Source organism: Mycobacterium sp. Root135, assembly GCF_001426545.1.
In the GTDB taxonomy this organism is placed as follows: domain Bacteria; phylum Actinomycetota; class Actinomycetes; order Mycobacteriales; family Mycobacteriaceae; genus Mycobacterium.
Genome location: NZ_LMEZ01000006.1, coordinates 113,107 through 136,022, shown reverse-complemented (window position 1 = coordinate 136,022; position 22,916 = coordinate 113,107). Strand labels below are relative to the sequence as shown.

Sequence of the window (22,916 nt, the reverse complement as noted above, 5' to 3'; positions counted from 1 at the left end):
CGCGGTGCGGTCTCCGGCGGGCAGGATCGTAGCGACGGGCGAGTCGTGTCCGGCGGGCAGGAGCGCAGCGACGGGGGAATCGTTTCGGTGGTCCTCGCCGGCGGAGGCACCGCAGGGCACATCGAGCCCGCGATGGCCGTCGCCGACGCCCTCGTCGCGCTCGACCCAACGGTGCGGATCACCGCCCTCGGTACCGCGCGCGGCCTGGAGACACGGCTGGTTCCCGAGCGCGGTTACGACCTGAAGCTCATCACGCCCGTCCCGTTTCCCCGCAAACCGTCCGGCGACCTGGTCCGGCTCCCGCTGCGGGTCCGTTCCGCGGTCCGGCAGACGCGGGCGATCCTCGACGAGGTGCACGCCGACGTGGTGATCGGCTTCGGCGGCTACGTCGCCCTGCCCGCCTACCTGGCCGCTCGCGGCGGCGCCTCGAGACGAAGCGTCGTGCCCGTCGTCATCCACGAGGCCAACGCGCGTGGGGGCTGGGCCAACCGGGTCGGTGCCCGTTCGGCGCGGCGCGTCCTGGCGGCGGTGCCCAATCCGGGTCTCGGCCGACGCGTCGAGGTGGTCGGGGTCCCCGTGCGCGAATCCATCACGTCCCTTGATCGGATGGCGCTGCGCGCCGAGGCACGGGCACACTTCGGCTTCTCCGACGACGACAGGGTGCTGTTGGTCTTCGGCGGCTCACAGGGCGCGCAGTCGCTCAACCGGGCCGTCTCCGGCGCGGCCGACGACCTCGCCGCGGCGGGCATCGCGGTGCTGCACGCGCACGGCCCGAAGAACGTTTTGCAGCTGCGCGTGCCGACGGTCGGCGACCGTCCCTACGTCGCCGTGCCCTATCTCAGCCGGATGGACCTGGCGTATGCGGCTGCCGACCTGGTCATCTGCCGGTCGGGCGCGATGACGGTCGCCGAGGTGACCGCGGTGGGCCTGCCGGCGGTGTACGTCCCGCTGCCGATCGGCAACGGCGAGCAGCGGCTCAACGCGTTGCCCGTGGTCGGCGCCGGTGGGGGCTTGCTGATCGCGGATGCGGATCTGACACCCGAGTTCATCACCGAGACGGTCCGCGTGCTGCTGTCGGATCCGCCGCGGTTGACGGAGATGACGGCGGCGGCGACCCTGGCCGGTCACCGTGACGCCGCGCGCCGGGTCGCCGAGGTCGCGCTCGAACTGGCCACCGAACACCGGGGCGCGCGATGAGCCCGAGGGAGTTGCCGCCCGCGCTGCAGCGGGTGCACATGGTTGGCATCGGCGGCGCGGGGATGTCCGGCATCGCGCGCATCCTGCTCGACCGCGGCGGTCTGGTGTCCGGCTCGGATGCCAAGGAGTCGCGCGGGGTGGCTGCGCTCCGCGCCCGTGGCGCCCAGGTCAGGATCGGACACGACGCGTCGTCGCTCGACATGTTGCCCGGTGGGCCGACCGTGGTGGTCAGCACCCACGCGGCGATACCCAAGGACAATCCCGAACTCGTCGAAGCCCAGCGCCGCGGCATCCCCGTCATCCTGCGACCCGCGGTGCTCGCCAGTCTGATGGACGGCTACACCACGGTGATGGTGACGGGCACCCACGGCAAGACCACGACCACGTCGATGATCGTCGTGGCGTTGCAGCGCAACGGGTTCGACCCGTCCTTCGCCGTCGGCGGCGATCTCGGCGAGGCGGGAACCAACGCGCACCACGGCAGCGGCGCGATCTTCGTCGCCGAGGCCGACGAGAGCGACGGCTCACTGCTGCAGTACACCCCCGACGTCGCGGTGGTCACCAACATCGAGGCCGACCACCTCGACTTCTTCGGCACCGTCGAGGCGTACGTCGCGGTGTTCGACGAGTTCGTCGGTCGGCTACGGCCCGGTGGCGCCCTGATCGTCTGCGCCGACGATCCTGGAGCGGCGGCACTGGGCGACCGCGCGGCCGCCCTCGGCGTCCGCGTGCTGCGCTACGGCAGTGCTGGCGTGGATCTTGCCGGCGCGCTGGTGAATTGGCAGCAGCAGGGCATGGGAAGTGTCTCCACCGTCGACCTCGCCGGAGAATCCCAGCCGAGGGGTATGCGGTTGGCGGTGCCCGGCAGACACATGGCTTTGAACGCTCTCGGGGCACTGCTGGCTGCGGTGGAAGCGGGCGCGGACGTCGGCACGGTGCTCGACGGCCTCGCGGCGTTCGAAGGCGTTCGGCGTCGACTCGAGTCGGTGGGCACGGCGGCGGGCGTGCGCGTCTTCGACGTCTACGCGCACCATCCGACCGAGGTGCGCGTGGATCTCGAGGCGCTCGTCGCGGTCGCAAGGCCGGGCCGCTGCATCGCAGTGTTCCAGCCCCATCTCTACACGCGCACCGAGACCTTCGCCCGCGAGTTCGGGCAGGCGCTGAGCCTGGCCGACGAGGTGTTCGTGCTCGACGTCTACGCCGCCCGCGAGCAGCCCATCGCCGGCGTCAGCGGGGCGAGTGTCGCCGAGCACGTGAGCGTCCCGGTGCGATACGTCCCCGACTTCTCCGCGGTCGCGGATCTGGTGGCGGGTTCGGCGCGACCGGGTGACGCGGTGGTGACCATGGGTGCGGGCGACGTCACCCTGCTCGGTGGGGAGATCCTGACCGCGCTGCAGTCGCGGGCCGGACGTGACGCGCCGGGGGCGCGGTCGTCGTGACCGGGCCGACCGACGAGCCGGACGTCGCCGACGACCTCGGGGCTGAGGTAGCGGGTGACGAGGCTCCCGACGTGGCTTCAGGCGAGGTCCCCGACGAGGCTCCCGGTGACGTTCCGGGCGAGGTTCCCGGAGACGTCGTCGCACGGACCGACGACGGTCCCGACGACGCGGACGACTTCGAGGGACCCCGACGGCGTGCCAGGCGGGAACGCGAGGAGCGGCGCGCGGCCCAGGAACGGGCGACGGCCATCGAGCTCGCCAGGCGTGAGGCGAAACGACGCGTCACGGGGCGCGCCGTCGACGAGCCGACTCCGCCGACCCGTGGTCTGATCAGGGGTCTCAAGGCGTTGATGTGGTCGGCGCTGATCAGCGTGCTGGTCGTGGGGGCCGGTCTGCTGCTGTACTTCACGCCCATCATGTCGGCTCGCGTCATGGCGATCACGGGTTTGGTGACGCTCACTCAGGAACAGGTTCAGCAGGCCGCCGCGGTGCCGGCTGACACGCCCTTGTTGCAAATCAACACCGACGCCGTCGCCGATCGGGTCGCCACCATTCGGCGGGTGGCGAGTGCCAGGGTTCAGCGGGAGTATCCGTCGACCCTGAGGATCACCATCGTCGAGCGGGTTCCGTTGGTGGTCAAGGACTATCCCGACGGCTCGCACCTCTTCGATCGCGACGGGGTCGACTTCGCCACGGAGCCGCCCCCGCCAGGGCTTCCGTACCTCGACGCCGACACGCCCGGTCCGAGTGACCTGCCGACGTTGGCCGCACTTCAGGTGCTCACCGCCCTGCGCCCCGAGGTGGCCGGGCAGGTGAGTCGCATCGCGGCGCCGTCGGTGGCGTCGATCACCCTGACCCTGTTCGACGGTCGGCTGGTGATCTGGGGGACGACGGATCGCACCGACGAGAAGGCGCTGAAGTTGGGTGCGCTGTTGACGCAGCCGGGGACCACCTACGACGTGTCGAGTCCGGATTTGCCGACGGTCAAGTAGGCCGTCCCAACGAGATTCGCGCGAACGCGTCGAAAATCTCCCGGCGTGTCACGGCGCGCCTGCGGCGATACGTCGCACGCTCGCCCTACCGTTCTGTTTGCGCGAAACTACTTGACATAACTCTAAGCCTATGGTTGAGGTTGAGAGTTGGCCCAGGAGGAAGACTACCGATGACACCCCCGCACAACTATCTCGCAGTAATAAAGGTGGTCGGCATCGGTGGCGGCGGCGTCAACGCCGTCAACCGGATGATCGAGCAAGGACTCAAGGGCGTTGAGTTCATCGCCATCAACACCGACGCGCAAGCGCTGTTGATGAGCGACGCCGACGTCAAGCTCGACGTCGGCCGGGACTCCACCCGCGGCCTCGGCGCCGGCGCCGACCCCGAAGTCGGCCGCAAGGCCGCCGACGACGCCAAGGACGACATCGAGGAGCTGCTGCGCGGCGCCGACATGGTCTTCGTCACTGCAGGCGAGGGCGGTGGCACCGGCACCGGTGGCGCTCCCGTCGTCGCGACGATCGCCCGCAAGCTCGGTGCGCTCACCGTCGGCGTGGTGACGCGACCGTTCTCCTTCGAGGGCAAGCGCCGCTCCAATCAGGCCGAGGCGGGCATCGCGGCGCTCCGGGAGAGCTGCGACACGCTCATCGTGATCCCGAACGACCGCCTGCTGCAGATGGGCGACGCCGCGGTCTCGCTGATGGACGCCTTCCGCAGCGCCGACGAGGTTCTGCTCAACGGCGTGCAGGGCATCACCGACCTGATCACCACCCCCGGCCTCATCAACGTCGACTTCGCCGACGTCAAGGGTGTCATGTCCGGTGCCGGCACGGCGCTGATGGGCATCGGCTCGGCGCGCGGTGACGGCCGCGCCCTGAAGGCCGCCGAGATGGCGATCAACTCGCCGCTGCTCGAGGCCTCCATGGAAGGCGCGCTCGGCGTGCTGCTGTCGGTGGCCGGTGGCAGCGACCTCGGTCTCTTCGAGATCAACGAGGCCGCGTCGCTGGTTCAGGACTCCGCGCACCCCGAGGCCAACATTATCTTCGGCACCGTGATCGACGACTCGCTCGGCGACGAAGTGCGTGTCACCGTGATCGCCGCGGGCTTCGACGCCGCCGGACCCAGCCGCAAGCCCGTGGTGGGCGCCGGCGTCAGCGGACCGTCGGTCGCCGCGGGCACCTCGGGCAAGCTGCGGCCGCCGTCGGCGTTCGATCCGGACCCGGCGAGCGTTCCCGTGCACACCAACGGTGCGACGGTCAGCATCGGCGGCGGCGGGGATGACGACGACGACGTCGACGTGCCCCCGTTCATGCGTCACTGATTCCGGAGAGCCCCCGAGGTTCGGGATACTGGGCAGCGTGACCCGACGCATCAGATGTGTGACGACGACAAGGGATGGTGGCGCCTCGGCGGCACCGTTCGACACGTTCAACCTTGGCGATCACGTCGGTGACGACCCGGCTGCGGTGGCGGCCAACCGTGCCCGCCTCGCAGAGTCGGTCGGCCTCGGCCCCGACGGCATCGTGTGGATGAACCAGGTGCACGGCGACCGCGTCGTCGTGGTGGACGGGCCGGTCGTCGGCGCCGTCGACGCCGCCGACGGGTTGGTGACGACTCGGCCGGGCTTGGCGCTGGCCGTCGTGACCGCCGATTGCGTTCCCGTGCTGCTGTCCGATCCGAGGGCCGGCGTCGTCGCGGCAGTCCACGCGGGCCGGGCGGGTGCCAAGTTGGGCGTCGTGGCGCGGGCGGTGGAGGTCATGCTGGCCAACGGCGCGCACGCCGAGGACGTCTCGGTGGTGCTCGGTCCTGCGGTCAGCGGCCGCAACTATGAAGTGCCCGACGACATGGCCGCCGACGTCGAGGCGGCCCTGCCGGGTAGCCGGACCACCACCGCGCGTGGCACCGCGGGACTCGACCTGCGGTCGGGGCTTGCCATGCAGCTGACCGAACTCGGAATCACCGCCGTCGCCGTCGACCCGCGCTGCACGGTCGACGACCCGAACCTGTTCAGTCACCGCCGGTCCGCGCCCACCGGCCGCCTCGCCTCCCTGGTGTGGATGGAATGACGTCAGCCCGCGCCACCGAACTCGCCGAAGCCCTTGCGGCGCTGAGGAAACGGGTCGACGACGCCGCGGCCGCGGCGGGTCGTGACGCCGCCGAGGTCGAACTCCTACCCGTCACCAAGTTCTTTCCGGCGTCCGACGTCGTCGAGTTGGTGCGCCTCGGATGTGACGCCTTCGGTGAGTCTCGGGAGCAGGAGGCGTCTGCCAAGGCCGCCGAACTGGCCGAATACGTGGGGCAGTCCGGCGGGCCGGTGCTGCGGTGGCACATGGTCGGGAGCATTCAGCGCAAGAAGGCGCGCGCGGTGGCGGGGTGGGCCTACGCCGTGCACTCCGTGGACCGGGGTGTCGTCCTCGAGGCGCTGGGCCGGGCGGCGGCCGAGGCGCTGGCCGACGGCACGCGCGACGCCCCGCTGCGGGTCTATCTGCAGGTGAGTCTCGACGGTGACCCCGATCGGGGTGGCGTCGACGTGAGTCGACCGGACCTCGTGGACGAGCTGTGTGCGCTCACTCACGACACCGACGGGTTGGACTTCGTCGGCCTGATGGCGATCCCGCCGCTGCACGCCGACAGTGCGGAGTCCTTCGCGCGTTTGGAGGCCGAACTGGAACGGGTACAGGCCTCTTACCAGCAGCGTCTCGGTCTCTCCGCGGGTATGTCGGGTGACCTCGAGACGGCGGTGAAACACGGCTCGACGTGTGTGCGTGTCGGTACCGCTCTTATGGGAGCCCGTCCTCTAACGTCTCCCTGAGTAGTCACTCCAGTCACATCTTCATCACAGACAACACGAATTTCAGTCATCAGAAGGGCTTCCGATGAGCACACTGCATAAGGTCAAGGCCTACTTCGGTATGGCGCCGATGGACGATTACGACGACGAGTACTACGACGACGACGACCGCACGTCGCGCAGCGCGTACCCACGTCGCCCCCGCGAGGACCGCTTCGAGGACGAGGGTTACGCCCACCCCGCCGAGGGCCGTGGCTACGACGACCGGATGGACCGTCCCGTCGGCCGCGAGTTCGAACGCGAAATGGCCGGGGCCCCAGCGGGTTACCGCGGCGGATACGCCGACGAGCCCTCCTTCCGGGGACGGCACGACTTCGAGCGTCCGCGTTTCAACACGCTGCGTGGCGCCACCCATGGTGCCGTGGCGATGGAGCCCCGTCGCATGGCCGAACTCTTCGAGGCGGGCAGCCCGTTGGCGAAGATCACGACCCTGCGTCCCAAGGACTACAGCGAAGCCCGCACCATCGGCGAGCGCTTCCGTGACGGCACGCCCGTGATCATGGACCTGGTCTCTATGGACAACGCCGACGCCAAACGTCTCGTCGACTTCGCCGCCGGGTTGGCCTTCGCCCTGCGCGGTTCGTTCGACAAGGTCGCCACCAAGGTCTTCCTACTCTCCCCGGCCGACGTCGCCGTCACCGCCGACGAGCGCAAGCGCATCGCCGAAGCCGGCTTCTACGCCTACAAGTGACCGCCTGCGTAGGCTGGTCGTAGACCGAGTCTCTTTCGACTCGTCTTCCAGCTCTACCCACTGTCACCACCGCCCGGAGTGAGGTCGCTCAGTTGTCGCTGTTCTTTTCGATCCTGGGCTTCGTACTGTTCGCGTTCTGGCTCCTGCTCATCGCGCGGGTGGTCGTCGAGTTCGTGCGCTCGTTCGCCAGGGACTGGCGACCGCGAGGCTTCATGGTCGTCGTCCTAGAGGTCATCATGACGGTGACCGACCCCCCGGTGAAATTGCTTCGCCGCATCATTCCGCAGCTCACGATAGGTGCGATCCGCTTCGACCTGTCGATCATGGTGCTTCTGCTCGCCGCGTTCATCGGCATGGAGTTGGCCTGGAGCCAGTAGCGGGAGCCCGTGTGCGGGCCACCGCCGGCGGGTCCACGGAGTCTGAAATTCGCTCTTAATCTGGACCTCAACCGCAACCGCCGGGTCTACTGTGACAGGATGGACGCCAGTTACTTCCGACATGGCTTCCATATGACACCGGTTGACGGTCCAGACCTCAAGGGGGCAGACGATGCCGCTTACACCAGCCGACGTCCATAACGTCGCGTTCAGCAAGCCGCCGATCGGTAAGCGCGGTTACAACGAGGACGAGGTTGACGCCTTCCTCGATCTCGTCGAGAACGAGTTGACCCGCCTGATCGAGGAGAACGCCGACCTCCGTCAGCGCGTCTCCGAGCTCGACCAAGAGCTCTCGAGCGCACGCTCGGGTAGCGGCGTGCAGGCCACCCAGTCGATTCCGCAGTACCAGCAGCCCGAGCCGGAGCCCGAGCCCGTCGCGCCCCCGCAGCCCGCATACGAGGCACCGCAACCGGTCGCCGCCGTCGAGCAGCAGCCGGCCAGCGAGGACTCGCACATCAGGGCCGCGAAGATCCTCGGCTTGGCGCAGGACACCGCCGACCGTCTGACGGGCACCGCGAAGGCGGAGTCCGACAAGATGCTCGCCGATGCGCGGGCCCAGGCCGACGCAATGGTCAACGAGGCACGCACCACCGCGGAGACCACGGTGTCCGAGGCCAAGGCACGCGCCGACGCCCTGCTGTCGGATGCGCAGACGCGCTCCGAGACGCAGCTTCGGCAGGCTCAGGAGAAGGCCGACGCCCTGCAGGCGGACGCCGAGCGCAAGCACTCCGAGATCATGGGCACGATCAACCAGCAGCGCACCGTCCTCGAGGGTCGGCTGGAGCAGCTGCGCACCTTCGAGCGCGAGTACCGCACGCGCCTCAAGACCTACCTCGAGTCGCAGCTCGAAGAGCTCGGCCAACGTGGTTCGGCTGCGCCGGTTGACTCGACCGCGAACAACGACGGCGGCGGGTTCAACCAGTTCAACCGGGGCAACAACTGATCGGTGTCTGATTCATGCTGATCGTTGCGCTAGTCCTTGCCGTCATCGGCCTCGCCGCGCTGGTGACCGCCGTGGTCACCAGCAACGAGCTGATCGCCTGGGTGTGCATCGGTGCCAGCGTGATCGGCGTGCTGCTACTCATCGTCGACGCGCTGCGGGAACGCTCGCGGGGTGACGAGGCCGTCGGGTCCGACGAAATCGACCACGACGGCGACGTCGAGACCACCGTTATGCCGGCAGTGACGGAGCACGAAGCCGCGGAGGACTACCCCGACGAGCCAGTCGACGTCCCCGCCGAGCACGAGCACGACCCGAGCACCGTCGCCGTCGAGTCCCACGACGGTGTCACCTCGGATGCCGACTCGGCCAGTACCCCAGAAGCCAAGCGCGACTAGCGGTTTAGTGCGGCCCGCACCTCGTCCGTTTTAGTGCGGCCCGCACCTCGTCGTCACTGACCTGGTGGAAGTCGGCGAACACCTGGCCGACGGCCTCGAAGCGTCGGGGCACCGTCGCGATCACGACGTCGTCGGCCTCACCCCGTAGCAGTTCGGGCACTGACCGCGGCCCGACCGGCACGGCCACGATCACCCGCGTCGGCCCCGCCACCCGCACCGCGCGAATGGCGGCGAGCATCGTCGCCCCGGTGGCGATGCCGTCGTCGACCAGCACCACCGACCGGCCCGCCAGCCGTGGCGGCGGTCGCGTCCCGCGATAGGCGGTCTCGCGCCGCGACAACTCCTCGGCCTCTGCGGCGACGACGTCCTGCAGTTGGGCGTCGCTGATCCGCAGGCTCTGCAACACGTCATCGTTGACCACCACGCCGCCACCGCTGGCGATCGCGCCCATCGCCAGCTCGGGCCAGCGCGGGACACCAAGCTTGCGGACCACGAAGACGTCGAGCTCGGCGCCCAGTCGACCGGCGATCTCGGCGGCGACCGGTACGCCGCCCCTGGCCAGTCCGAGCACCACGACGTCAGACCCGGCGTAGTCGGCCAGCATGTCCGCGAGGACTCTGCCCGCCGCGCGGCGGTCCCCGAACGTGCGCTCAGCTGATGGCCCGATTCGGGGATCGTAGGCCGGTGAGCCGCCGACCGGGTGCAATCCGTCATCGCAGCAGCTACGAATGGATGTCGTGGGCATCGAGTACGAGAGCGTCGTCGACCATCCGCTGGACGAGGTCTTCGCCTGGCATACCCGGCCCGGCGCGATGCCGCGGCTGGTGCCGCCGTGGCAGCCGATGACGGTGGTCTCGGAGACCGCGTCGGTGGCCGACGGACGTGCGGTGCTCGGTCTGCCCGCCGGCCTGCGGTGGGTCGCGCAGCACGAGGGTGCCGAGTACGACCCGCCGCACCGCTTCGTCGACCAACTGTCCTCAGACGGCCTGCGGTCGTGGCCGCCGCGCATCATCGGGACCTGGCGCCACACCCACGACTTCAGCGCGGCGGGGCCGGACGCCACCCTGGTCCACGACCGCGTCGACGCCCCGGTCCCGGCGGCCGCCCTCCGGCAGACCTTCGTGTACCGCCATCGCCAACTGGCCGACGACCTCGACGCCCACCGCGACGCCGCCGAAGCGGGTTTCCAGTCCAGGACGATCGCCGTCACGGGAGCGTCCGGTCTCGTCGGCTCGGCGTTGGTCGCGCTGCTGACCAGCGGTGGCCACCGGGTGATCCGACTGGTTAGGCACGCTCCCACCGGCCCCGACGAGCGCCGGTGGAATCCGGATGCGCCCGCGGCCGATCTGCTGGACGGCACCGACGCGGTGGTGCACCTCGCCGGTACGTCGATCGCGGGCCGCTTCACCGACTCCCATCGCGCGGCGATTCGGGACAGCCGCATCGAGCCGACGCGCAAGCTCGCGGAGGTCGCCGCCCGCCCCGGTGGCCCGACGACGTTCGTGACCGCCTCTGCGATCGGCTACTACGGGTATGACCGCGGCGACACCCCGCTCGACGAGAACAGCTCACGCGGCGACGGCTTCCTGGCCGACGTCGTCGCCGACTGGGAGGCCGCGGCCGCACCGGCGTCCGAGGCCGGCCGGCGCGTGGTGGCAGTGCGCACCGGCATCGTGCAAGCCGCCCGCGGCGGAACCCTCAAGCTGATGCGGCCGCTGTTCGCCGCCGGGTTGGGTGGCAGGCTTGGCAGCGGCCAGCAGTGGCTGTCGTGGATCGGCATCGACGACCTGGTCGACGTGTACTACCGCGCGCTCTACGACGAGCCTCTGACCGGACCCGTCAACGCGGTCGCGCCGAACCCCGTGCGCAACGTCGACTACACCGCTGCGCTGGCGAAGACCATGCATCGACCAGCGTTGCTGCCGGTGCCCGCGTTCGGTCCGCGGCTGCTGCTCGGCAGCCAGGGCGCCCGCGAACTGGCCGAGGCCAACCAGCGCGTGCTGCCCGTGAAGCTGCAGAACGCGGGACACCGCTTCCGCCAGCCGTTGGTAGGCGACGCGCTGGCCCACCAGCTGGGCCACGCTCAGGCCTGAGCGATCCCGTCCACGAACGCCCGGACCAGCGCGTGCACCCGTTTGATGGCGCTCTCCAGCTCGGCCCGGGTGGCGGTGCGCAACCGGTCGGCGTCGAGGCCCAGCGCGGCGAGTTCGTCGACGCCGTTGCCGGCCAGCCACATCTCGAGCAGGAGCTCGTCGACCTCGGGGTGGAACTGCAGGCCCATCGTGGCGCCCATGACGAATGCCTGGGAGGCGTTCGAATTCCTGGCGATCTCCACCGCCCCGGGAGGGACGGTGAAACGGTCGAAGTGCCACTCGAACCACGGTCCGCTCGGCACCAGTTCGGTCCGCGAGGCGTCGACGTCGAACCAGCCGACCTCGGGTGCGGGGGAGCGGGTGACCGAGCCGCCCAACGCGTGGGCGATGAGCTGGCCGCCGAAGCACACTCCCAGCATCGGGACCCCCGCCGCGTGTGCGTCCCGCACCATCGCCGCCTCCGAGTCCATCCACGCGAACCCGTCGTTCACGCCCCACCGGGAGCCGAGGGGGACGACCACGTCGTAGGCCGTCGGGTCCGGCATCGTCGCGTCGAATGCCGGATCGCCGGCTTGAGCGGCGCTGACGACCTCGAAAGTCGCGACGTCGTAACCGCATTCGGTGAACGCGTCTCCCAGCATCGCCTCGGGCGCAGTGGGATCGTTGTAGAGGAACAGCACCGTCTTCGCCACCGCTAGAGGATACGGGCGAACGGTCCTACTTCGCAGGCGGCACCGGCGGCGCGTGGTCCGGGGCCAGCTCGGCGCCGAGCCGACGGAACAACAGTTGTGCGGCGTTCGAATAGCCGCCGTGGTCGTCGAACGCCTCCGGCGCGAAGGTCACCGCCACGGCGATGGCGATCTTCGCCTGCGGTAGGTAGGCCTCGACGGCGGCGTACCCGGCGAACATCGGGTTCTGGAGAAGCCAGTCGCCGGAGACGACGATGCCGAGGCCGTAGGTGTAGCCGTCGGTCATCGGAGCGCAGGTCTCGCATCCCGGCATGGCCCGCGTCCTACCGCGTAGCGACGTGGACACCATCTTCTCGTAGGACTCCGGGCTCAACAGCTTGCCCGAGCCGACGCCCACCGCGGTCGCCTCGAGGTCGTAGATGGTGGAGGTCTGGATTGCGCCGTGGGTGATCGTCCACGACGGGTTCCAGAAGGTGCTCTCCTCGTAGAACGGAACGCCCGCCGGGATCCTCAGTGCCTCGCGACGCTCCGAGGTGAACGCGTGCAGCACGGGCGCCGGGATCTCGGCGGTGTCGGAGTTTGCCGTGCCGGTCAGGCCAAGTGGCCGTAACACCTTGTCCGACAGCAACTTCGGCATCGACTCACCGGTCGCCTTCTCCAGGGCCAGCCCGAGCAGCACGTAGTTGGTGTGTGCGTAGTTCCAGTTGGTGCCCGGCGCGTAGCGCAGCGGCTGGTTGACGGCGAAGGCCAGCAGCTCCTCCTGCGTCCACTGCCGGAACGGGTCGGCGTACAGCGCGTCGTCCATGGCGGTGTTGCCGATGACGTAGTCGACGTAGCCAGACGTCATCTGCGCGAGCTGACCCAGCGTGACCTGATCGGAGTGCGGCACGTCTGGCAACCACGTCGACAGCAGGTCGTCGAGACGGACTGTGCCCTCGTCGACCAGACGCAGCAGCAGCGTCGAGACGTACGAGATGGCGACGGCGCCGTTGCGGAAGTGCATGTCGACGGTGGCGGGCACCCCGGTGATGGACTCGCCGAACGCCCGGGTGAGGACGTCCTTGCCGTCTTGGGTCACCCGGACCAGCACCGCACGCAGGTGCGCCTGTGCCATGACGTCGTCGACGATCTTGGTGATCGCGTCGGTCCGGTAGTCCGCGGTGTTCGCCGGCGCAGGCGTCGGACGGGGTGCGCAACTGGTCAGCAGAAGGCCCGAACACGCCAGCGCACAAAGTGTTCGGCGCAGCGACATGCGCTGAGCATGGCAGCCGGCTCACCGGCACAGGGCCGGTATCGCGAATCCCTCCCGCTAGGAAGGGATGTCGAGCAGCTGTTCGAAGAACCCGCCGAAACCACCGTGCCGGTCGACGAGGTGCACCTCGAGGATCCAATGGCACTGCTGGCCCGCTGAGTCGGTGCGGCGCATCGGGTCGGGGTTCGCCGCGGCGATGTAGCTCGCCATCTTGTCGCCGCTGATGCGCACGTGCGGGAACTCGCCGACCAGATGGCCGACGTGCTCTCCCGTGTGATCCCACCCGGCGTCGCGAATCAGTCCGAGCACGTGGGCGTACAACTGCGCCCCCGTGATGTCGGGGTGCGCCTCGAAGTACTCCCGGCCGGCCTCCCAGATCCGCGGCAGGTCGTCGGCGAGCCGGTGCTTGGCGGGGTCGTCGCCAAGGACGTAGGTCCGGCCGAAGTCGGCCTCCCAGTCGGAGAAGATGGGACCGAAGTCGAGGAACACGATGTCGTCGGCCCCGATCTCACGCTCGGGCGGGTTCTCGGCGTAGGGCTCCATGGTGTTGGCGCCGGCGCGCACGATGCGCTTGTGCCAGAACTTCCTGACGCCGAGCAGTTCGTCGGCGAGCTCGCGGATCTGGTCGCTGAGCTGGCGTTCGCCGACGCCGGGCACGATCAGCCCGCGCGCCACCACCTCCTCGAAGAGGGTGTTGGCCTTGCGTTCGGCGTCGCGAAGGGCTGCAGCAGTCGAGCTGTCCCGGGTCGATGCGTCCATCACCCTATTCTGCGCGGCGTGCCCGGTAGCGGCGCTCGGGCCTGCCCGCGCCGTACTGCAGACGCAGCTCGAGGGCGCCGGCGCCGAGGAAGTGCTCGAGGTACCGGCGCGCGCTGACCCGCGAAATGCCAACCAGCTCAGCACATTCCGCCGAGGACACCTCGCCGGCGGTGCGCGCGGCGTCGAGCACCAGCTGTCCGGTCACCTTTCCGAGGCCCTTGGGTAGCGCGTCGTCGGAGGTGGCTCCCGCCGCGCCGCCCTGGCTTCCGAACAACGAGTCGATCAGGGACTGGTCGGCTCCCGATTCCGAGGACAGCGCGTCGGCGCGGGCGGCGAAGGCTTCCAGCTTGGCTTGCAGCTGGGGAAATTCGAACGGCTTGATCAGGTAGTCGGCCGCGCCGCCGTCGAGCGCCCCGCTGACGGTGTCGAGTTCGCGGGCCGCGGTGATCATGATGACGCCGACGGCGTCACCGGCCGACCGGAGCCGCTTGAGCACGTCCAGACCCGTCATGTCGGGCAGGTACACGTCCAGCAAGATGAGGTCGGGCTGCAGGGCGCCGGCCATCTCGAGGGCCTCCGACCCGCTGCGCGCCGCACCGACCGTGGAGAATCCGTCGACGCGGTCGACGAACTTGCGGTGAATCTCGGCGACCATGAAGTCGTCGTCGACGACGAGCACGTCACGCATGTTCGGCCAGCCTCGCCGGCGGAAGGTTCACCCGGAAGCACGCCCCGCCGGACGGTGCGTCGGTCACGTCGACCGTGCCGCCCAGTTGCGCGCTCACCAGCCGGACGAGCGCCAAGCCGATGCCGCGCCCGCCGGGAACGTCGGGTTTGGAGGTGACGCCCCTGGCGAAGATCTCCTCCCGAAGATGCTCGGGCACACCGGGTCCCGAGTCGGTGACCGTCACGGTTAGTCCCTCCGCGTCGTCGAGGTGGACGGTCACCCGCGCCTCGGGCGAACCCTCGGACACGTCGACCGCATTGTCGATGAGGTTACCCAGCAGGGTGATGACGTCGGTCGACAGTGCGGGGTCCAGCGCCGAGAGGTGTGAGTCGCCGTCGATCGTCAGGGCCACGCCGCTTTCGGCGGCCAGGGACGTCTTTGCGATCAGCAGCGCCGCGACGGCCGGGTCGGAGACGAGTTGGGTTACGGCGTCACTGATTTCGGCACGGCGGCGGGTCAGCGCGCCGACGAAGTCGTGGACGGAGTCGTACTCGCCGAGCTGAACCAACCCCGAGATGGTGTGCAGCTGGTTGGCGAATTCGTGGGTCTGGGCGCGCAGGGTGTCGGTCACGCTCTTGTGCGACGAGAGTTGGCCCTGCATGGACGCCAACTCGGTGCTGTCACGCATGGTGGTGACCGTGCCGATCCGCCTGCCCTGGCTGGTCGCGGCACGACGGTTGAGCGCCAACACCCGGGTGCGGGTGACGATCACGACATCGGATTGGGCGTCCCGCCCGTCTCCGCCCGCCAGCAGGAACTCGGTCACCGCCGGATCGAGGTCGACCTCGTCGACCCGGCGTCCCACGGCACCGGCACTCACGTCGAGCAACGCCTGGGCGCTGTCGTTGAGCACGGTGATGACGCCGTCGTTGTTCACGGCGACCACGCCTTCTCGAATGCTGTGCAACAAGGCTTCTCGATGTTCGGCGAGGCTGGCGATCTCGGCGATCTCCAGCCCGCGGGTCTGCCGTTTGATGCGCCGCGACAGCAGCCAGGACGCCATCGTCCCCAGAGCGGCGCCGAGTCCGAGGTACACCAGGAGCCGCTCGCCCGCACCGCTGAGCAGCTGCCACACCGACGGGTAGCGCTCGGACACCGACACGACGGCCAAGACGACCCCGTTGATGTCGTTGATGGGGACCTGGCCCGCCAGGCTGTGCACGCCGTCGACGTCGAGATCCCCGAACCAGGCCCGGCCGTGTGCAGCGCCGCTGTCGGTGAGGTCCAGCCTGCGACCGATGTGCGACGGATCCGTCGACACCCGGACGACTCCGGAGGGGTCGGCGATCTCGGCGAGCTCGGCGCCGGACAGGGCTACCGCGCGGTCGACGTCGGGGGCCAGGATCTGCGCGGCGAACGGATCGGCGAACCGTTCGCGGACGATCGGCGTCGACGCCAAGTTCTCCGCGACCGCGATCATTCGTTGTCCGCGGACGTCACGGAACTCGTCGGTGGACTGCGTGACAGACACCGCGGCGACGGCCGCCAGCACGATGGCGATCACGACCAACTGGAAGACCAGGAACTGGCCGGCAAGGCTGCGGGTACGACGCGTGGCGCGGTCGGCGCGGGCCTGTCCCACACGTCTCCAGGGTGATCGCAACGACCACAACTTCCTTTGCGTTCGAAAGAGTGACCTGTGTCACCTCGGGGGTCCAGTATTGCTGAGCATCACACTCAAGCGAATTGGGACGACCCTATGAGAGCACGACCTCCTAGAACGACGCGCATTCTCGCGTTCCTGATCAGCCTCGCGCTCGCGGCCGCGTTCGCGACCGGCTGCGGGGTGACGCGCGGCAACGACGACTCCGGCCTGCACCGGCTGCGAATGATGGTGCCCAACAGCCCCGGCGGTGGGTACGACCTGACCGCCCGCACCGCCGTCAAGATCATGGAAGACGACGACATCACCGGTCGCGTCGAGGTTTTCAACGTCATCGGCGCAGGCGGCACCGTGGCCATGGCCCGGCTGATGAACGAGAAGGGCAACGGCGACCTCATGATGATGATGGGGCTCGGCGTCGTCGGCGCGGTCTACACCAACGGGTCCAGTGCTCTGGCCACCAATGCGACCGCGCTCGCGAAGGTCGTCGAGGAGCAGGAGGGCATCCTGGTGCCCGCCGACTCCCCGTTCAAGACGATGGACGACTTCGTCGCGGCGTGGAAGGCCGATCCGGCCAAGGTCACCATCGGCGGCGGTTCCTCGCCGGGCGGTCCCGACCACCTGTTCCCGATGGAGACCGCACGCGCCGTTGGCGTCGACCCCAAGAAGGTCAACTTCGTCTCCTACGACGGCGGCGGCGATCTGCTCACCGCACTGCTCGGGCAGAAGATCGCGGCGGGCACCTCGGGTCTCGGCGAGTACGTCGACCAGATCGAGGCCGGTCAGGTCAGGGTTCTCGCGGTCTCGGGCGACAAGCGCGTCGAGGGCGTCGACGCACCGACGCTGAAGGAAGCCGGAGTCAACCTCACCTTCACCAACTGGCGTGGCGTCCTGGCCCCGCCGGACATCTCGGAGGAGTCCAAGCAGGTGCTCGTCAAGACACTCGAAGAATTGCATGCCACCGACGCTTGGAAGGAGGCCCTGGTGAAGAACGGTTGGAGCGACGCGTTCATGACCGGAGCACCGTTCGAACAGTTCCTCAAGGATCAGGACCAACGCGTCTCCACGACGTTGACCGAGTTGGGGCTGCTATGACCGAGCCGATCGAGAAGCCGGCGGAGCCGCCGGTGACGACGCAGGAGCAGCCGGAGCCCACCGTCGACCGGGCGCAATACCTGGTGTGCGCGGTGCTGGTGCTGGTCGGCGCGTTCATCATCTACGACGCGCTCAACCTTCCCGGGGGCTTCGCCAAGGTGGATCCCGTTGGGCCACGGCTGTTTCCGATGATCATCGGGATCGGTCTGTTGGTGATGGCTGCCATCCTGGCGATCGCCATCCCACGCGGCTCGAAGGGCGAGGCGGATGCGGGGGAGGACATCGACCCGAATCGGCCCAGTGACTGGCGCACCGTCGGTCTGCTGGTCGCGATCTTCGTGGCCACGATCCTGCTCGTCCTGCCGCTGGGCTGGGCGATCACCGGCGCACTGATGTTCGCCGCGTGCGCAACGGTTCTCGGCAGCAAGCACTACGTGCGCAACATCGTGATCGGTGCGGTGCTGAGCACCGCGAGCTTCTACGCGTTCTACTCGGGGCTCGGAATTCCGCTGCCCGCAGGCATTCTGGATGGGATTCTCTGATGTTGGACAATCTGGGCTGGCTTCTCCAGGGCTTCGAGCAGGCCGCCACGCCGATGAATCTGCTCTACGCCTGCATCGGCGTGCTCCTGGGCACCGCCGTCGGCGTCCTGCCCGGCATCGGGCCCGCGATGACGGTGGCGCTGCTGCTGCCCATCACCTACAACGTCAGCCCCAGCGCGGCGTTCATCATGTTCGCCGGCATCTTCTACGGCGGCATGTACGGCGGGTCGACCACCTCGATTCTGTTGAACACCCCAGGTGAGTCGTCGTCGGTGATCACGGCGATCGAGGGCAACAAGATGGCCAAGGCGGGCAGAGCCGCGCAGGCGCTGGCGACGGCGGCCATCGGGTCGTTCGTCGCGGGCACCATCGGCACCCTGCTGCTGGCGCTCTTCGCCCCGGCGATCTCACGCTTCGCCGTCACCCTCGGCGCGCCGTCCTACCTGGCGATCATGCTGTTCGCATTGGTCGCGGTCACCGCGGTGCTCGGCTCGTCGAAGCTACGCGGCGGCATCTCATTGTTCCTCGGGCTGGCGATCGGACTGGTCGGCATCGACTCCCTGACCGGGCAGGCCAGGGCCACGTTCGGGCTGCCGCAGTTGTCCGACGGGATCGACATCGTCGTGATCGCGGTGGCGATCTTCGCCCTCGGCGAGGCCCTCTGGGTCGCCGCGCACCTGCGGCAGAAGCCGGCCGAGGTCATCCCGGTTGGAAGGCCGTGGATGGGCAAGAGCGATTGGCAGCGGTCGTGGAAGCCGTGGCTCCGCGGGACGGCGTACGGCTTCCCGTTCGGCGCGCTGCCCGCCGGTGGCGCCGAGCTGCCCACGTTCTTGTCTTACATCACCGAGAAGAAGCTCTCCAAGCATCCCGAGGAGTTCGGCAAGGGTGCCATCGAGGGTGTCGCGGGTCCGGAAGCGGCGAACAACGCGTCGGCGGCGGGCACCTTGGTGCCGATGCTGTCGCTCGGCCTGCCGACGAACGCGACCGCCGCGGTGATGCTGACGGCGTTCGTGTCCTACGGAATCCAGCCCGGCCCGACGCTCTTCGACAAGGAGCCGCTGCTGATCTGGACGCTGATCGCAAGCCTCTTCATCGGCAACTTCCTGCTGCTGGTGCTGAACCTTCCGTTGGCACCGCTGTGGGCGAAGCTGTTGCGGACCCCGCGGCCGTATCTCTACGCGGGCATCCTGTTCTTCGCGACGCTCGGAGCTTTCGCCGTCAACATCCAGCCGCTCGACTTGGTGCTGCTGTTGGTCTTCGGCCTGCTCGGGCTGATGATGCGGCGGTTCGGCCTCCCGGTTCTGCCGCTGATCATCGGCGTCATCCTCGGACCGCGCATCGAACGTCAGCTGCGGCAGAGCCTTCAGTTGGGCGGCGGCGAGTGGGGGAGCCTGTTCACCGAGCCGGTGGCGATCGGCGTGTACGTCTGCATGGCGTTGCTGCTGCTGGCGCCGTTGGTGCTGAAGCTGATGAACCGCAGCGAGGAGACGCTGCTGCTGGTTGAGGATGACAAGGATCAGAGAGAGAAGGCCCAGGCGTGACTGACGAGCGCTTGCGCGAGGAACCGACTGGCACTGACGAGCGCTTGCGCGAGGAGGCGAAATGATAGTCGTCGGATACACCGCGGACCAGTACGGCCAGGCCGCGCTGGAACACGCCATGACCGAGGCGTCGGTGCGGGGGACGGGTCTGCTGGTCGTCAACTCGACCAAGGGCGACGCGTACGTCGACCCGGCCTTCGCAGGAGCCCCCGAGGTGCACGACGTCGAGGTGCGGCTGAGGAACAGCGGCTTGGCGTACGAGCTGACCCAGCCGGTGGGCGTCGACCCCGTCGACGAGCTCCTCACGGTGATGGACCGTCCCGATGCCGAGCTGTTGGTAATCGGAATTCGGCACCGCAATCCGGTGGGAAAACTGCTCTTGGGAAGTGTGTCCCAACAGCTGCTCCTCGAATGTCAGAAGCCGGTGCTGGCCGTCAAACCAGCCCCGTAGACCAGGCATCGACGCAAGCGTCAATATCATTTGCTGCTGGCGAACTGGAGATTGGTCGAAGAATGGCAGGGAACATTCGCATCTCGCCTTTAAAGCGATCATGATCGCAAATGGCGAGACCGCCTGGAAACGCTGCCGTGCAATTGCAATATCCCCCGTGAAGTGGGGCTTCGCGGAGTTGGCCGGACGGCGCCGGGGTCGAGACACCCCGGCGTCGACCGTCTGACGGCCGATACCTCCGCAATTTCCGCCGCAGCGCCGTCACAGGCCACTTCTGCGGATATCCCTGGTGCAGCGGGGTTCAATCGACCCGTTACCCGTCGGTAACCGGTCGCGACACTCCGAGGCCTCGCCACGCGAGGGCTGCCCGCCACCGCGGGAACTCCGCATGCGGGCGAATCGTTGGGTCGGCGGCCAAGAGTGAGCCAGGCCACCGCCGTCGCTCCGGGTTGTGCCGATCACTAGATTGCTGTGTGGGTCCGCTGCTCGTCCCCGCATGGGCGCCTCGGTCCCGGTTTACTACCCCTGAACTGCTGTTATCAACGACGCCGTCAATCCGTCCTTGCGCGGACCGATGAATCAACACGTTGCTGTGGCTGGCCAAATTAGGGTCGGCTCGTTCATGGGTACTTTGCCAGAATCCCGCCGCCGGTTCGATTGGCAAGCCGCCGTTGGCGTCGCTCAGCAAATGAAATTCAAGATCGACGGGGCGATTGAAAAATTTCTCCAGCAAAGTAGTGCATCCGACCATTACGGAGTTATAAAGTTTGCCCATCGGTCTCATCCCAACGCAGGAGATTCACATGCAACGCGCCATCCGCTCGCCATTGACCGCAGGTATCGCTCTCGTAGGTGCAACCGCCATCGCGATTGCTCCCCTGACGCCTACTCCGCCGAGTCTGAGCATCAAGGCAGACCAGATTTCGACGGTCTTCGCCGAATACACCCCCACCGGCTTGGCGTCTGCACTCGCCGACCTCACCGCCGGCGCCACGCTGGCCTTGGCCCAGGGCGCCCAGGGCCTCGGTGTCACGGGCTCGAACGCACTGTTCAACTTCGGCACCGCGGGCAACGCGCTCAACCAGACCGTCGGAACGTTCGGCAACACGTTGTCGGCGACCACCATCGGCGCACTGGCGACGATCGCCGCGAATCCGCTCAACCCGGGCGCCTACCCGGCCGCATTGGCGCTTCTCATCGCGGGCGGCAGCCAGGGGCTGAGTGCAGCCGCGTTGGGACTCGGCGTGACGGGCAACTTGGCGAACTATGCGGTGGGTGCGTTGGGCACCAACCTGCTGGCCACCCTTGGCCAGGTAGGCACCACTCTCAACAACGCCGTCGGTCAGGCACTGGCGGACCTCACCCCCGACCTGCTGGCCGCGGTGGGGACCCTCGCAACCGGGGCCGCGCTGGCATTGAGCGATGCCTACGTGGGACTTGCGACCGCGGGCACGCAGGCACTGGCCGGCGTCGGAGCCGGACTCGGCACCGCGCTGGCGGGTCTCGGCACCGCCGGGGCGTTGGCCTTCGGAGGGATTGTCCAAGCCGGCGCGGTCGGCCTCAACGGCATCGGCAACACGATCGGCACGGGCCTGGGGACCATCGGTACGGTCGGCGCATCGGGACTGGCGACCGCGGGCGCTGCCGGCGCCGCGATCGCCGGCGGCGGGGTTGGCGCACTGACGGCCATTCTCGCCAATCCGTTGAACCCCGCGAACTACGCGGTGGCGCTCGGCTCGCTGCTGACCGGCACGTCCGTCGGGCTGACGACCGGTCTGGCCGGACTCGGCACCACGGGTGCGCTGGGCCTTGCCGGCCTCGGCGACACGCTCGCCGCCGGGCTGGCCACCATCAACAACGTTGCCGCGGCCCTCGGCCCGGTCGCGCAGGCAGGCGCCGTCACCCTCGCCTCGGCGGTTGGCGGTGGCGCTGCGGCGCTCGCCGGCCTCGGACAAGCGGGTGCGACCACCCTTGCGACCGTCGGCGGCGTCGGTGCCACGCTGATCAGTGCGATCACGACCGCACTCGGACTGGCGATCGGGCCTGCCCCGGTCGCCGCATCCGCGGCCCGCGTGGCGTCGCTCGACGCCGGCCAGGTCTCCACGCTGGCCGTCACCCCCGGAGATCTCGCGGCCGCGGCCGCCGTGGTCCTCGCGGGCACGGGGCAAGCCGTCGGAGAAACGCTGACGGGCATTCGGGACGCCGGTGCGATCGGGCTGCAAGGCCTCGGCGTGACCGGGGTTGCCGCCCTTGGGGCCGCAGGCGCGACGGGTATCGCCGCGCTGGGGGCTGTCACCGTCACGGGCGCTACCGCGCTGCAGGGCATTGGCGTCACGGGCGCAACGGCTTTGGCTGCGATCGGCAAGACCGGCGGCGCCTTCGCCGCCGGTGGCGTGGGCGCTGTTGCGGCGATCCTCGCCAACCCGCTGAACCCCGGTAACTACGCGGCCGCGCTGCAGTCGTTGGCGACCGGTGGCGTGACCGGGTTGGCTCAGGGGCTCGCCGGGGCCGGAGCGACGGCCGCGCAGGCTCTCGCGTACGGAACGGCGACGGGGGCTCAGGCTCTTGCCGGCATCGTGAACACCGGCGCCCAGGCTCTGGCTGGTGCTACGAACACGGCCGCGCAGGGTCTGGCGACCGCAGGCGCCGTCGGTGCCAAGGGGTTGGCGACTGCCAACCAGGTGGCCGGCACGATCGACACCACGATCAAGACGGCAGCCGGGATCATCTCGGGCCCATCGGCCACTCAGGCGAACAAGGGTTCGGCCGACGTCCAGAGCAGCGCCAAGCTGGACAAGGGCACTCCGACGGCCGTCACCGCCGGAACGACCACGCCGGGAACCGACGTGACGCCGACGAGCAGCGATGCCAAGCAGGCCGCGAAGGACGCGAAGGCGGCGGCTGCGAAGGAGAAGCAGGAGGCCAAGGCGGCAGCTGCGAAGGCCAAGCAGGAGGCCAAGGCAGCGGACAAGAAGGCCAAGCAGGAGGCCAAGGCGGCAGCTGCGAAGGAGAAGCAGGAGGCCAAGGCGGCTGCAGCGAAGGCTAAGCAGGACGCCAAGGACGCCGCCAAGCAGGCTAAGCAGGACGCCAAGGATGCGAAGTCTGCATCCGGTGCCGGCGGCGACACCAAGTCGGGCGCCGCGGCGGCCTAGCCGGGCAGCAGCGACGTAAAGGCGATGGGCCCCTCCCGACGGAGGGGCCCATCGTCGTCTGCCATGCCT

The 22,916-nt window shown here is 68.9% G+C and carries 22 protein-coding genes; 16 read left to right on the top strand and 6 right to left on the bottom strand.

Annotated features, from left to right (window positions below; genetic code table 11):
* Nucleotides 1-45: 45 nt before the first annotated feature.
* From murG to ASD37_RS17265, 10 genes are all read left to right on the top strand, one after another.
* Nucleotides 46-1,197: an undecaprenyldiphospho-muramoylpentapeptide beta-N-acetylglucosaminyltransferase gene (gene murG, locus ASD37_RS17310; protein WP_056553834.1), complete on the top strand. Its 1,152-nt coding sequence runs from the start codon at nt 46-48 to the stop codon at nt 1,195-1,197.
* A complete protein-coding gene (murC, locus tag ASD37_RS17305; RefSeq protein WP_056553831.1) occupies nt 1,194-2,636 on the top strand; it encodes a UDP-N-acetylmuramate--L-alanine ligase in 1,443 nt (480 codons plus the stop codon). Before murG ends, murC begins: the two co-directional genes overlap by 4 nt.
* Entirely contained in the window at nt 2,633-3,628 is a 996-nt protein-coding gene (locus ASD37_RS17300) for a cell division protein FtsQ/DivIB (protein ID WP_056553828.1), read from the top strand. Before murC ends, ASD37_RS17300 begins: the two co-directional genes overlap by 4 nt.
* Nucleotides 3,629-3,798: 170 nt before the next feature.
* Nucleotides 3,799-4,947, top strand: coding sequence for a cell division protein FtsZ (gene ftsZ / locus ASD37_RS17295; protein ID WP_056553825.1), 1,149 nt, complete (start codon nt 3,799-3,801; stop codon nt 4,945-4,947).
* Nucleotides 4,948-4,984: 37 nt separating this feature from the next.
* Nucleotides 4,985-5,692: a peptidoglycan editing factor PgeF gene (pgeF, locus tag ASD37_RS17290; protein ID WP_200959922.1), complete on the top strand. Its 708-nt coding sequence runs from the start codon at nt 4,985-4,987 to the stop codon at nt 5,690-5,692.
* Complete coding sequence (locus ASD37_RS17285) at nt 5,689-6,438, top strand: YggS family pyridoxal phosphate-dependent enzyme (protein ID WP_056553822.1); 750 nt, start codon at nt 5,689-5,691, stop codon at nt 6,436-6,438. Before pgeF ends, ASD37_RS17285 begins: the two co-directional genes overlap by 4 nt.
* Before the next feature lie 64 nt (nt 6,439-6,502).
* Nucleotides 6,503-7,168 carry a cell division protein SepF gene (locus ASD37_RS17280; RefSeq protein WP_056553819.1) on the top strand — a complete coding sequence of 222 codons (666 nt, stop codon included), beginning with the start codon at nt 6,503-6,505 and terminating at the stop codon, nt 7,166-7,168.
* A gap of 92 nt (nt 7,169-7,260) precedes the next feature.
* A complete protein-coding gene (locus ASD37_RS17275) occupies nt 7,261-7,545 on the top strand; it encodes a YggT family protein (RefSeq protein WP_056553817.1) in 285 nt (94 codons plus the stop codon).
* Nucleotides 7,546-7,717: 172 nt separating this feature from the next.
* Nucleotides 7,718-8,548, top strand: coding sequence for a DivIVA domain-containing protein (locus ASD37_RS17270; RefSeq protein WP_056553814.1), 831 nt, complete (start codon nt 7,718-7,720; stop codon nt 8,546-8,548).
* Between the two features lie 14 nt (nt 8,549-8,562).
* Complete coding sequence (locus ASD37_RS17265; RefSeq protein WP_056553811.1) at nt 8,563-8,943, top strand: hypothetical protein; 381 nt, start codon at nt 8,563-8,565, stop codon at nt 8,941-8,943.
* A gap of 4 nt (nt 8,944-8,947) precedes the next feature.
* On the opposite strand, the gene ASD37_RS17260 is transcribed toward ASD37_RS17265, so the two are convergent.
* Nucleotides 8,948-9,547 (bottom strand): phosphoribosyltransferase, encoded by a 600-nt coding sequence (locus ASD37_RS17260; protein ID WP_235568448.1) that lies wholly within the window; start codon nt 9,545-9,547, stop codon nt 8,948-8,950.
* Between the two features lie 133 nt (nt 9,548-9,680).
* Between ASD37_RS17260 and ASD37_RS17255 the strand changes: the two genes are divergently transcribed.
* Complete coding sequence (locus tag ASD37_RS17255; RefSeq protein WP_056555312.1) at nt 9,681-11,036, top strand: TIGR01777 family oxidoreductase; 1,356 nt, start codon at nt 9,681-9,683, stop codon at nt 11,034-11,036.
* Here ASD37_RS17255 and ASD37_RS17250 read toward each other — a convergent pair.
* From ASD37_RS17250 to ASD37_RS17230, 5 genes are read right to left on the bottom strand one after another with little or no spacing between them, the layout of a single operon-like run.
* Nucleotides 11,027-11,728 (bottom strand): type 1 glutamine amidotransferase, encoded by a 702-nt coding sequence (locus ASD37_RS17250; protein WP_156720944.1) that lies wholly within the window; start codon nt 11,726-11,728, stop codon nt 11,027-11,029. The two genes, ASD37_RS17255 and ASD37_RS17250, sit on opposite strands and share 10 nt — an antisense overlap.
* A gap of 25 nt (nt 11,729-11,753) precedes the next feature.
* The gene (locus tag ASD37_RS17245; RefSeq protein ID WP_056553807.1) at nt 11,754-12,977 is read right to left on the bottom strand and encodes a serine hydrolase domain-containing protein; all 1,224 of its coding nucleotides are present in this window, start codon (nt 12,975-12,977) and stop codon (nt 11,754-11,756) included.
* Nucleotides 12,978-13,034: 57 nt separating this feature from the next.
* Nucleotides 13,035-13,736: a M24 family metallopeptidase gene (locus ASD37_RS17240; protein WP_056555306.1), complete on the bottom strand. Its 702-nt coding sequence runs from the start codon at nt 13,734-13,736 to the stop codon at nt 13,035-13,037.
* Nucleotides 13,737-13,740: 4 nt separating this feature from the next.
* Nucleotides 13,741-14,424 (bottom strand): response regulator, encoded by a 684-nt coding sequence (locus ASD37_RS17235; RefSeq protein WP_056553805.1) that lies wholly within the window; start codon nt 14,422-14,424, stop codon nt 13,741-13,743.
* Complete coding sequence (locus ASD37_RS17230) at nt 14,417-16,045, bottom strand: ATP-binding protein (protein WP_056553802.1); 1,629 nt, start codon at nt 16,043-16,045, stop codon at nt 14,417-14,419. The genes ASD37_RS17235 and ASD37_RS17230 overlap by 8 nt, the downstream gene beginning before the upstream one ends.
* Before the next feature lie 117 nt (nt 16,046-16,162).
* Between ASD37_RS17230 and ASD37_RS17225 the strand changes: the two genes are divergently transcribed.
* The 5 genes from ASD37_RS17225 to ASD37_RS17205 all read left to right on the top strand — a co-directional run bounded on the left by ASD37_RS17225 (nt 16,163) and on the right by ASD37_RS17205 (nt 22,847).
* On the top strand, nt 16,163-17,161 hold the full coding sequence (locus ASD37_RS17225) for a tripartite tricarboxylate transporter substrate binding protein (RefSeq protein ID WP_056553799.1): 999 nt from the start codon (nt 16,163-16,165) through the stop codon (nt 17,159-17,161).
* Complete coding sequence (locus tag ASD37_RS17220) at nt 17,158-17,703, top strand: tripartite tricarboxylate transporter TctB family protein (RefSeq protein ID WP_056553796.1); 546 nt, start codon at nt 17,158-17,160, stop codon at nt 17,701-17,703. Before ASD37_RS17225 ends, ASD37_RS17220 begins: the two co-directional genes overlap by 4 nt.
* 2 nt (nt 17,704-17,705) lie before the next feature.
* On the top strand, nt 17,706-19,244 hold the full coding sequence (locus ASD37_RS17215) for a tripartite tricarboxylate transporter permease (protein WP_056555303.1): 1,539 nt from the start codon (nt 17,706-17,708) through the stop codon (nt 19,242-19,244).
* A 61-nt stretch (nt 19,245-19,305) separates the two neighbouring features.
* The gene (locus ASD37_RS17210) at nt 19,306-19,695 is read left to right on the top strand and encodes a universal stress protein (RefSeq protein ID WP_056553794.1); all 390 of its coding nucleotides are present in this window, start codon (nt 19,306-19,308) and stop codon (nt 19,693-19,695) included.
* An 803-nt stretch (nt 19,696-20,498) separates the two neighbouring features.
* Complete coding sequence (locus ASD37_RS17205; protein ID WP_056553791.1) at nt 20,499-22,847, top strand: hypothetical protein; 2,349 nt, start codon at nt 20,499-20,501, stop codon at nt 22,845-22,847.
* Nucleotides 22,848-22,916: the final 69 nt, after the last annotated feature.

Excerpts from the sequence above, each read along its gene's own strand:
- ASD37_RS17265 (WP_056553811.1), top strand. The coding sequence starts at position 8,563 with ATGCTGATCGTTGCGCTAGTCCTTGCCGTCATCGGCCTCGCCGCGCTG.
- ASD37_RS17270 (WP_056553814.1), top strand. The coding sequence starts at position 7,718 with ATGCCGCTTACACCAGCCGACGTCCATAACGTCGCGTTCAGCAAGCCG.
- ASD37_RS17285 (WP_056553822.1), top strand. The coding sequence starts at position 5,689 with ATGACGTCAGCCCGCGCCACCGAACTCGCCGAAGCCCTTGCGGCGCTG.
- murC (WP_056553831.1), top strand. The coding sequence starts at position 1,194 with ATGAGCCCGAGGGAGTTGCCGCCCGCGCTGCAGCGGGTGCACATGGTT.
- ASD37_RS17235 (WP_056553805.1), bottom strand. The coding sequence starts at position 14,424 with ATGCGTGACGTGCTCGTCGTCGACGACGACTTCATGGTCGCCGAGATT.
- ASD37_RS17220 (WP_056553796.1), top strand. The coding sequence starts at position 17,158 with ATGACCGAGCCGATCGAGAAGCCGGCGGAGCCGCCGGTGACGACGCAG.
- ASD37_RS17205 (WP_056553791.1), top strand. The coding sequence starts at position 20,499 with ATGCAACGCGCCATCCGCTCGCCATTGACCGCAGGTATCGCTCTCGTA.
- ASD37_RS17240 (WP_056555306.1), bottom strand. The coding sequence starts at position 13,736 with ATGGACGCATCGACCCGGGACAGCTCGACTGCTGCAGCCCTTCGCGAC.
- ASD37_RS17210 (WP_056553794.1), top strand. The coding sequence starts at position 19,306 with ATGATAGTCGTCGGATACACCGCGGACCAGTACGGCCAGGCCGCGCTG.
- ASD37_RS17245 (WP_056553807.1), bottom strand. The coding sequence starts at position 12,977 with ATGTCGCTGCGCCGAACACTTTGTGCGCTGGCGTGTTCGGGCCTTCTG.
- ftsZ (WP_056553825.1), top strand. The coding sequence starts at position 3,799 with ATGACACCCCCGCACAACTATCTCGCAGTAATAAAGGTGGTCGGCATC.
- ASD37_RS17225 (WP_056553799.1), top strand. The coding sequence starts at position 16,163 with ATGAGAGCACGACCTCCTAGAACGACGCGCATTCTCGCGTTCCTGATC.
- ASD37_RS17280 (WP_056553819.1), top strand. The coding sequence starts at position 6,503 with ATGAGCACACTGCATAAGGTCAAGGCCTACTTCGGTATGGCGCCGATG.
- ASD37_RS17260 (WP_235568448.1), bottom strand. The coding sequence starts at position 9,547 with ATGCTGGCCGACTACGCCGGGTCTGACGTCGTGGTGCTCGGACTGGCC.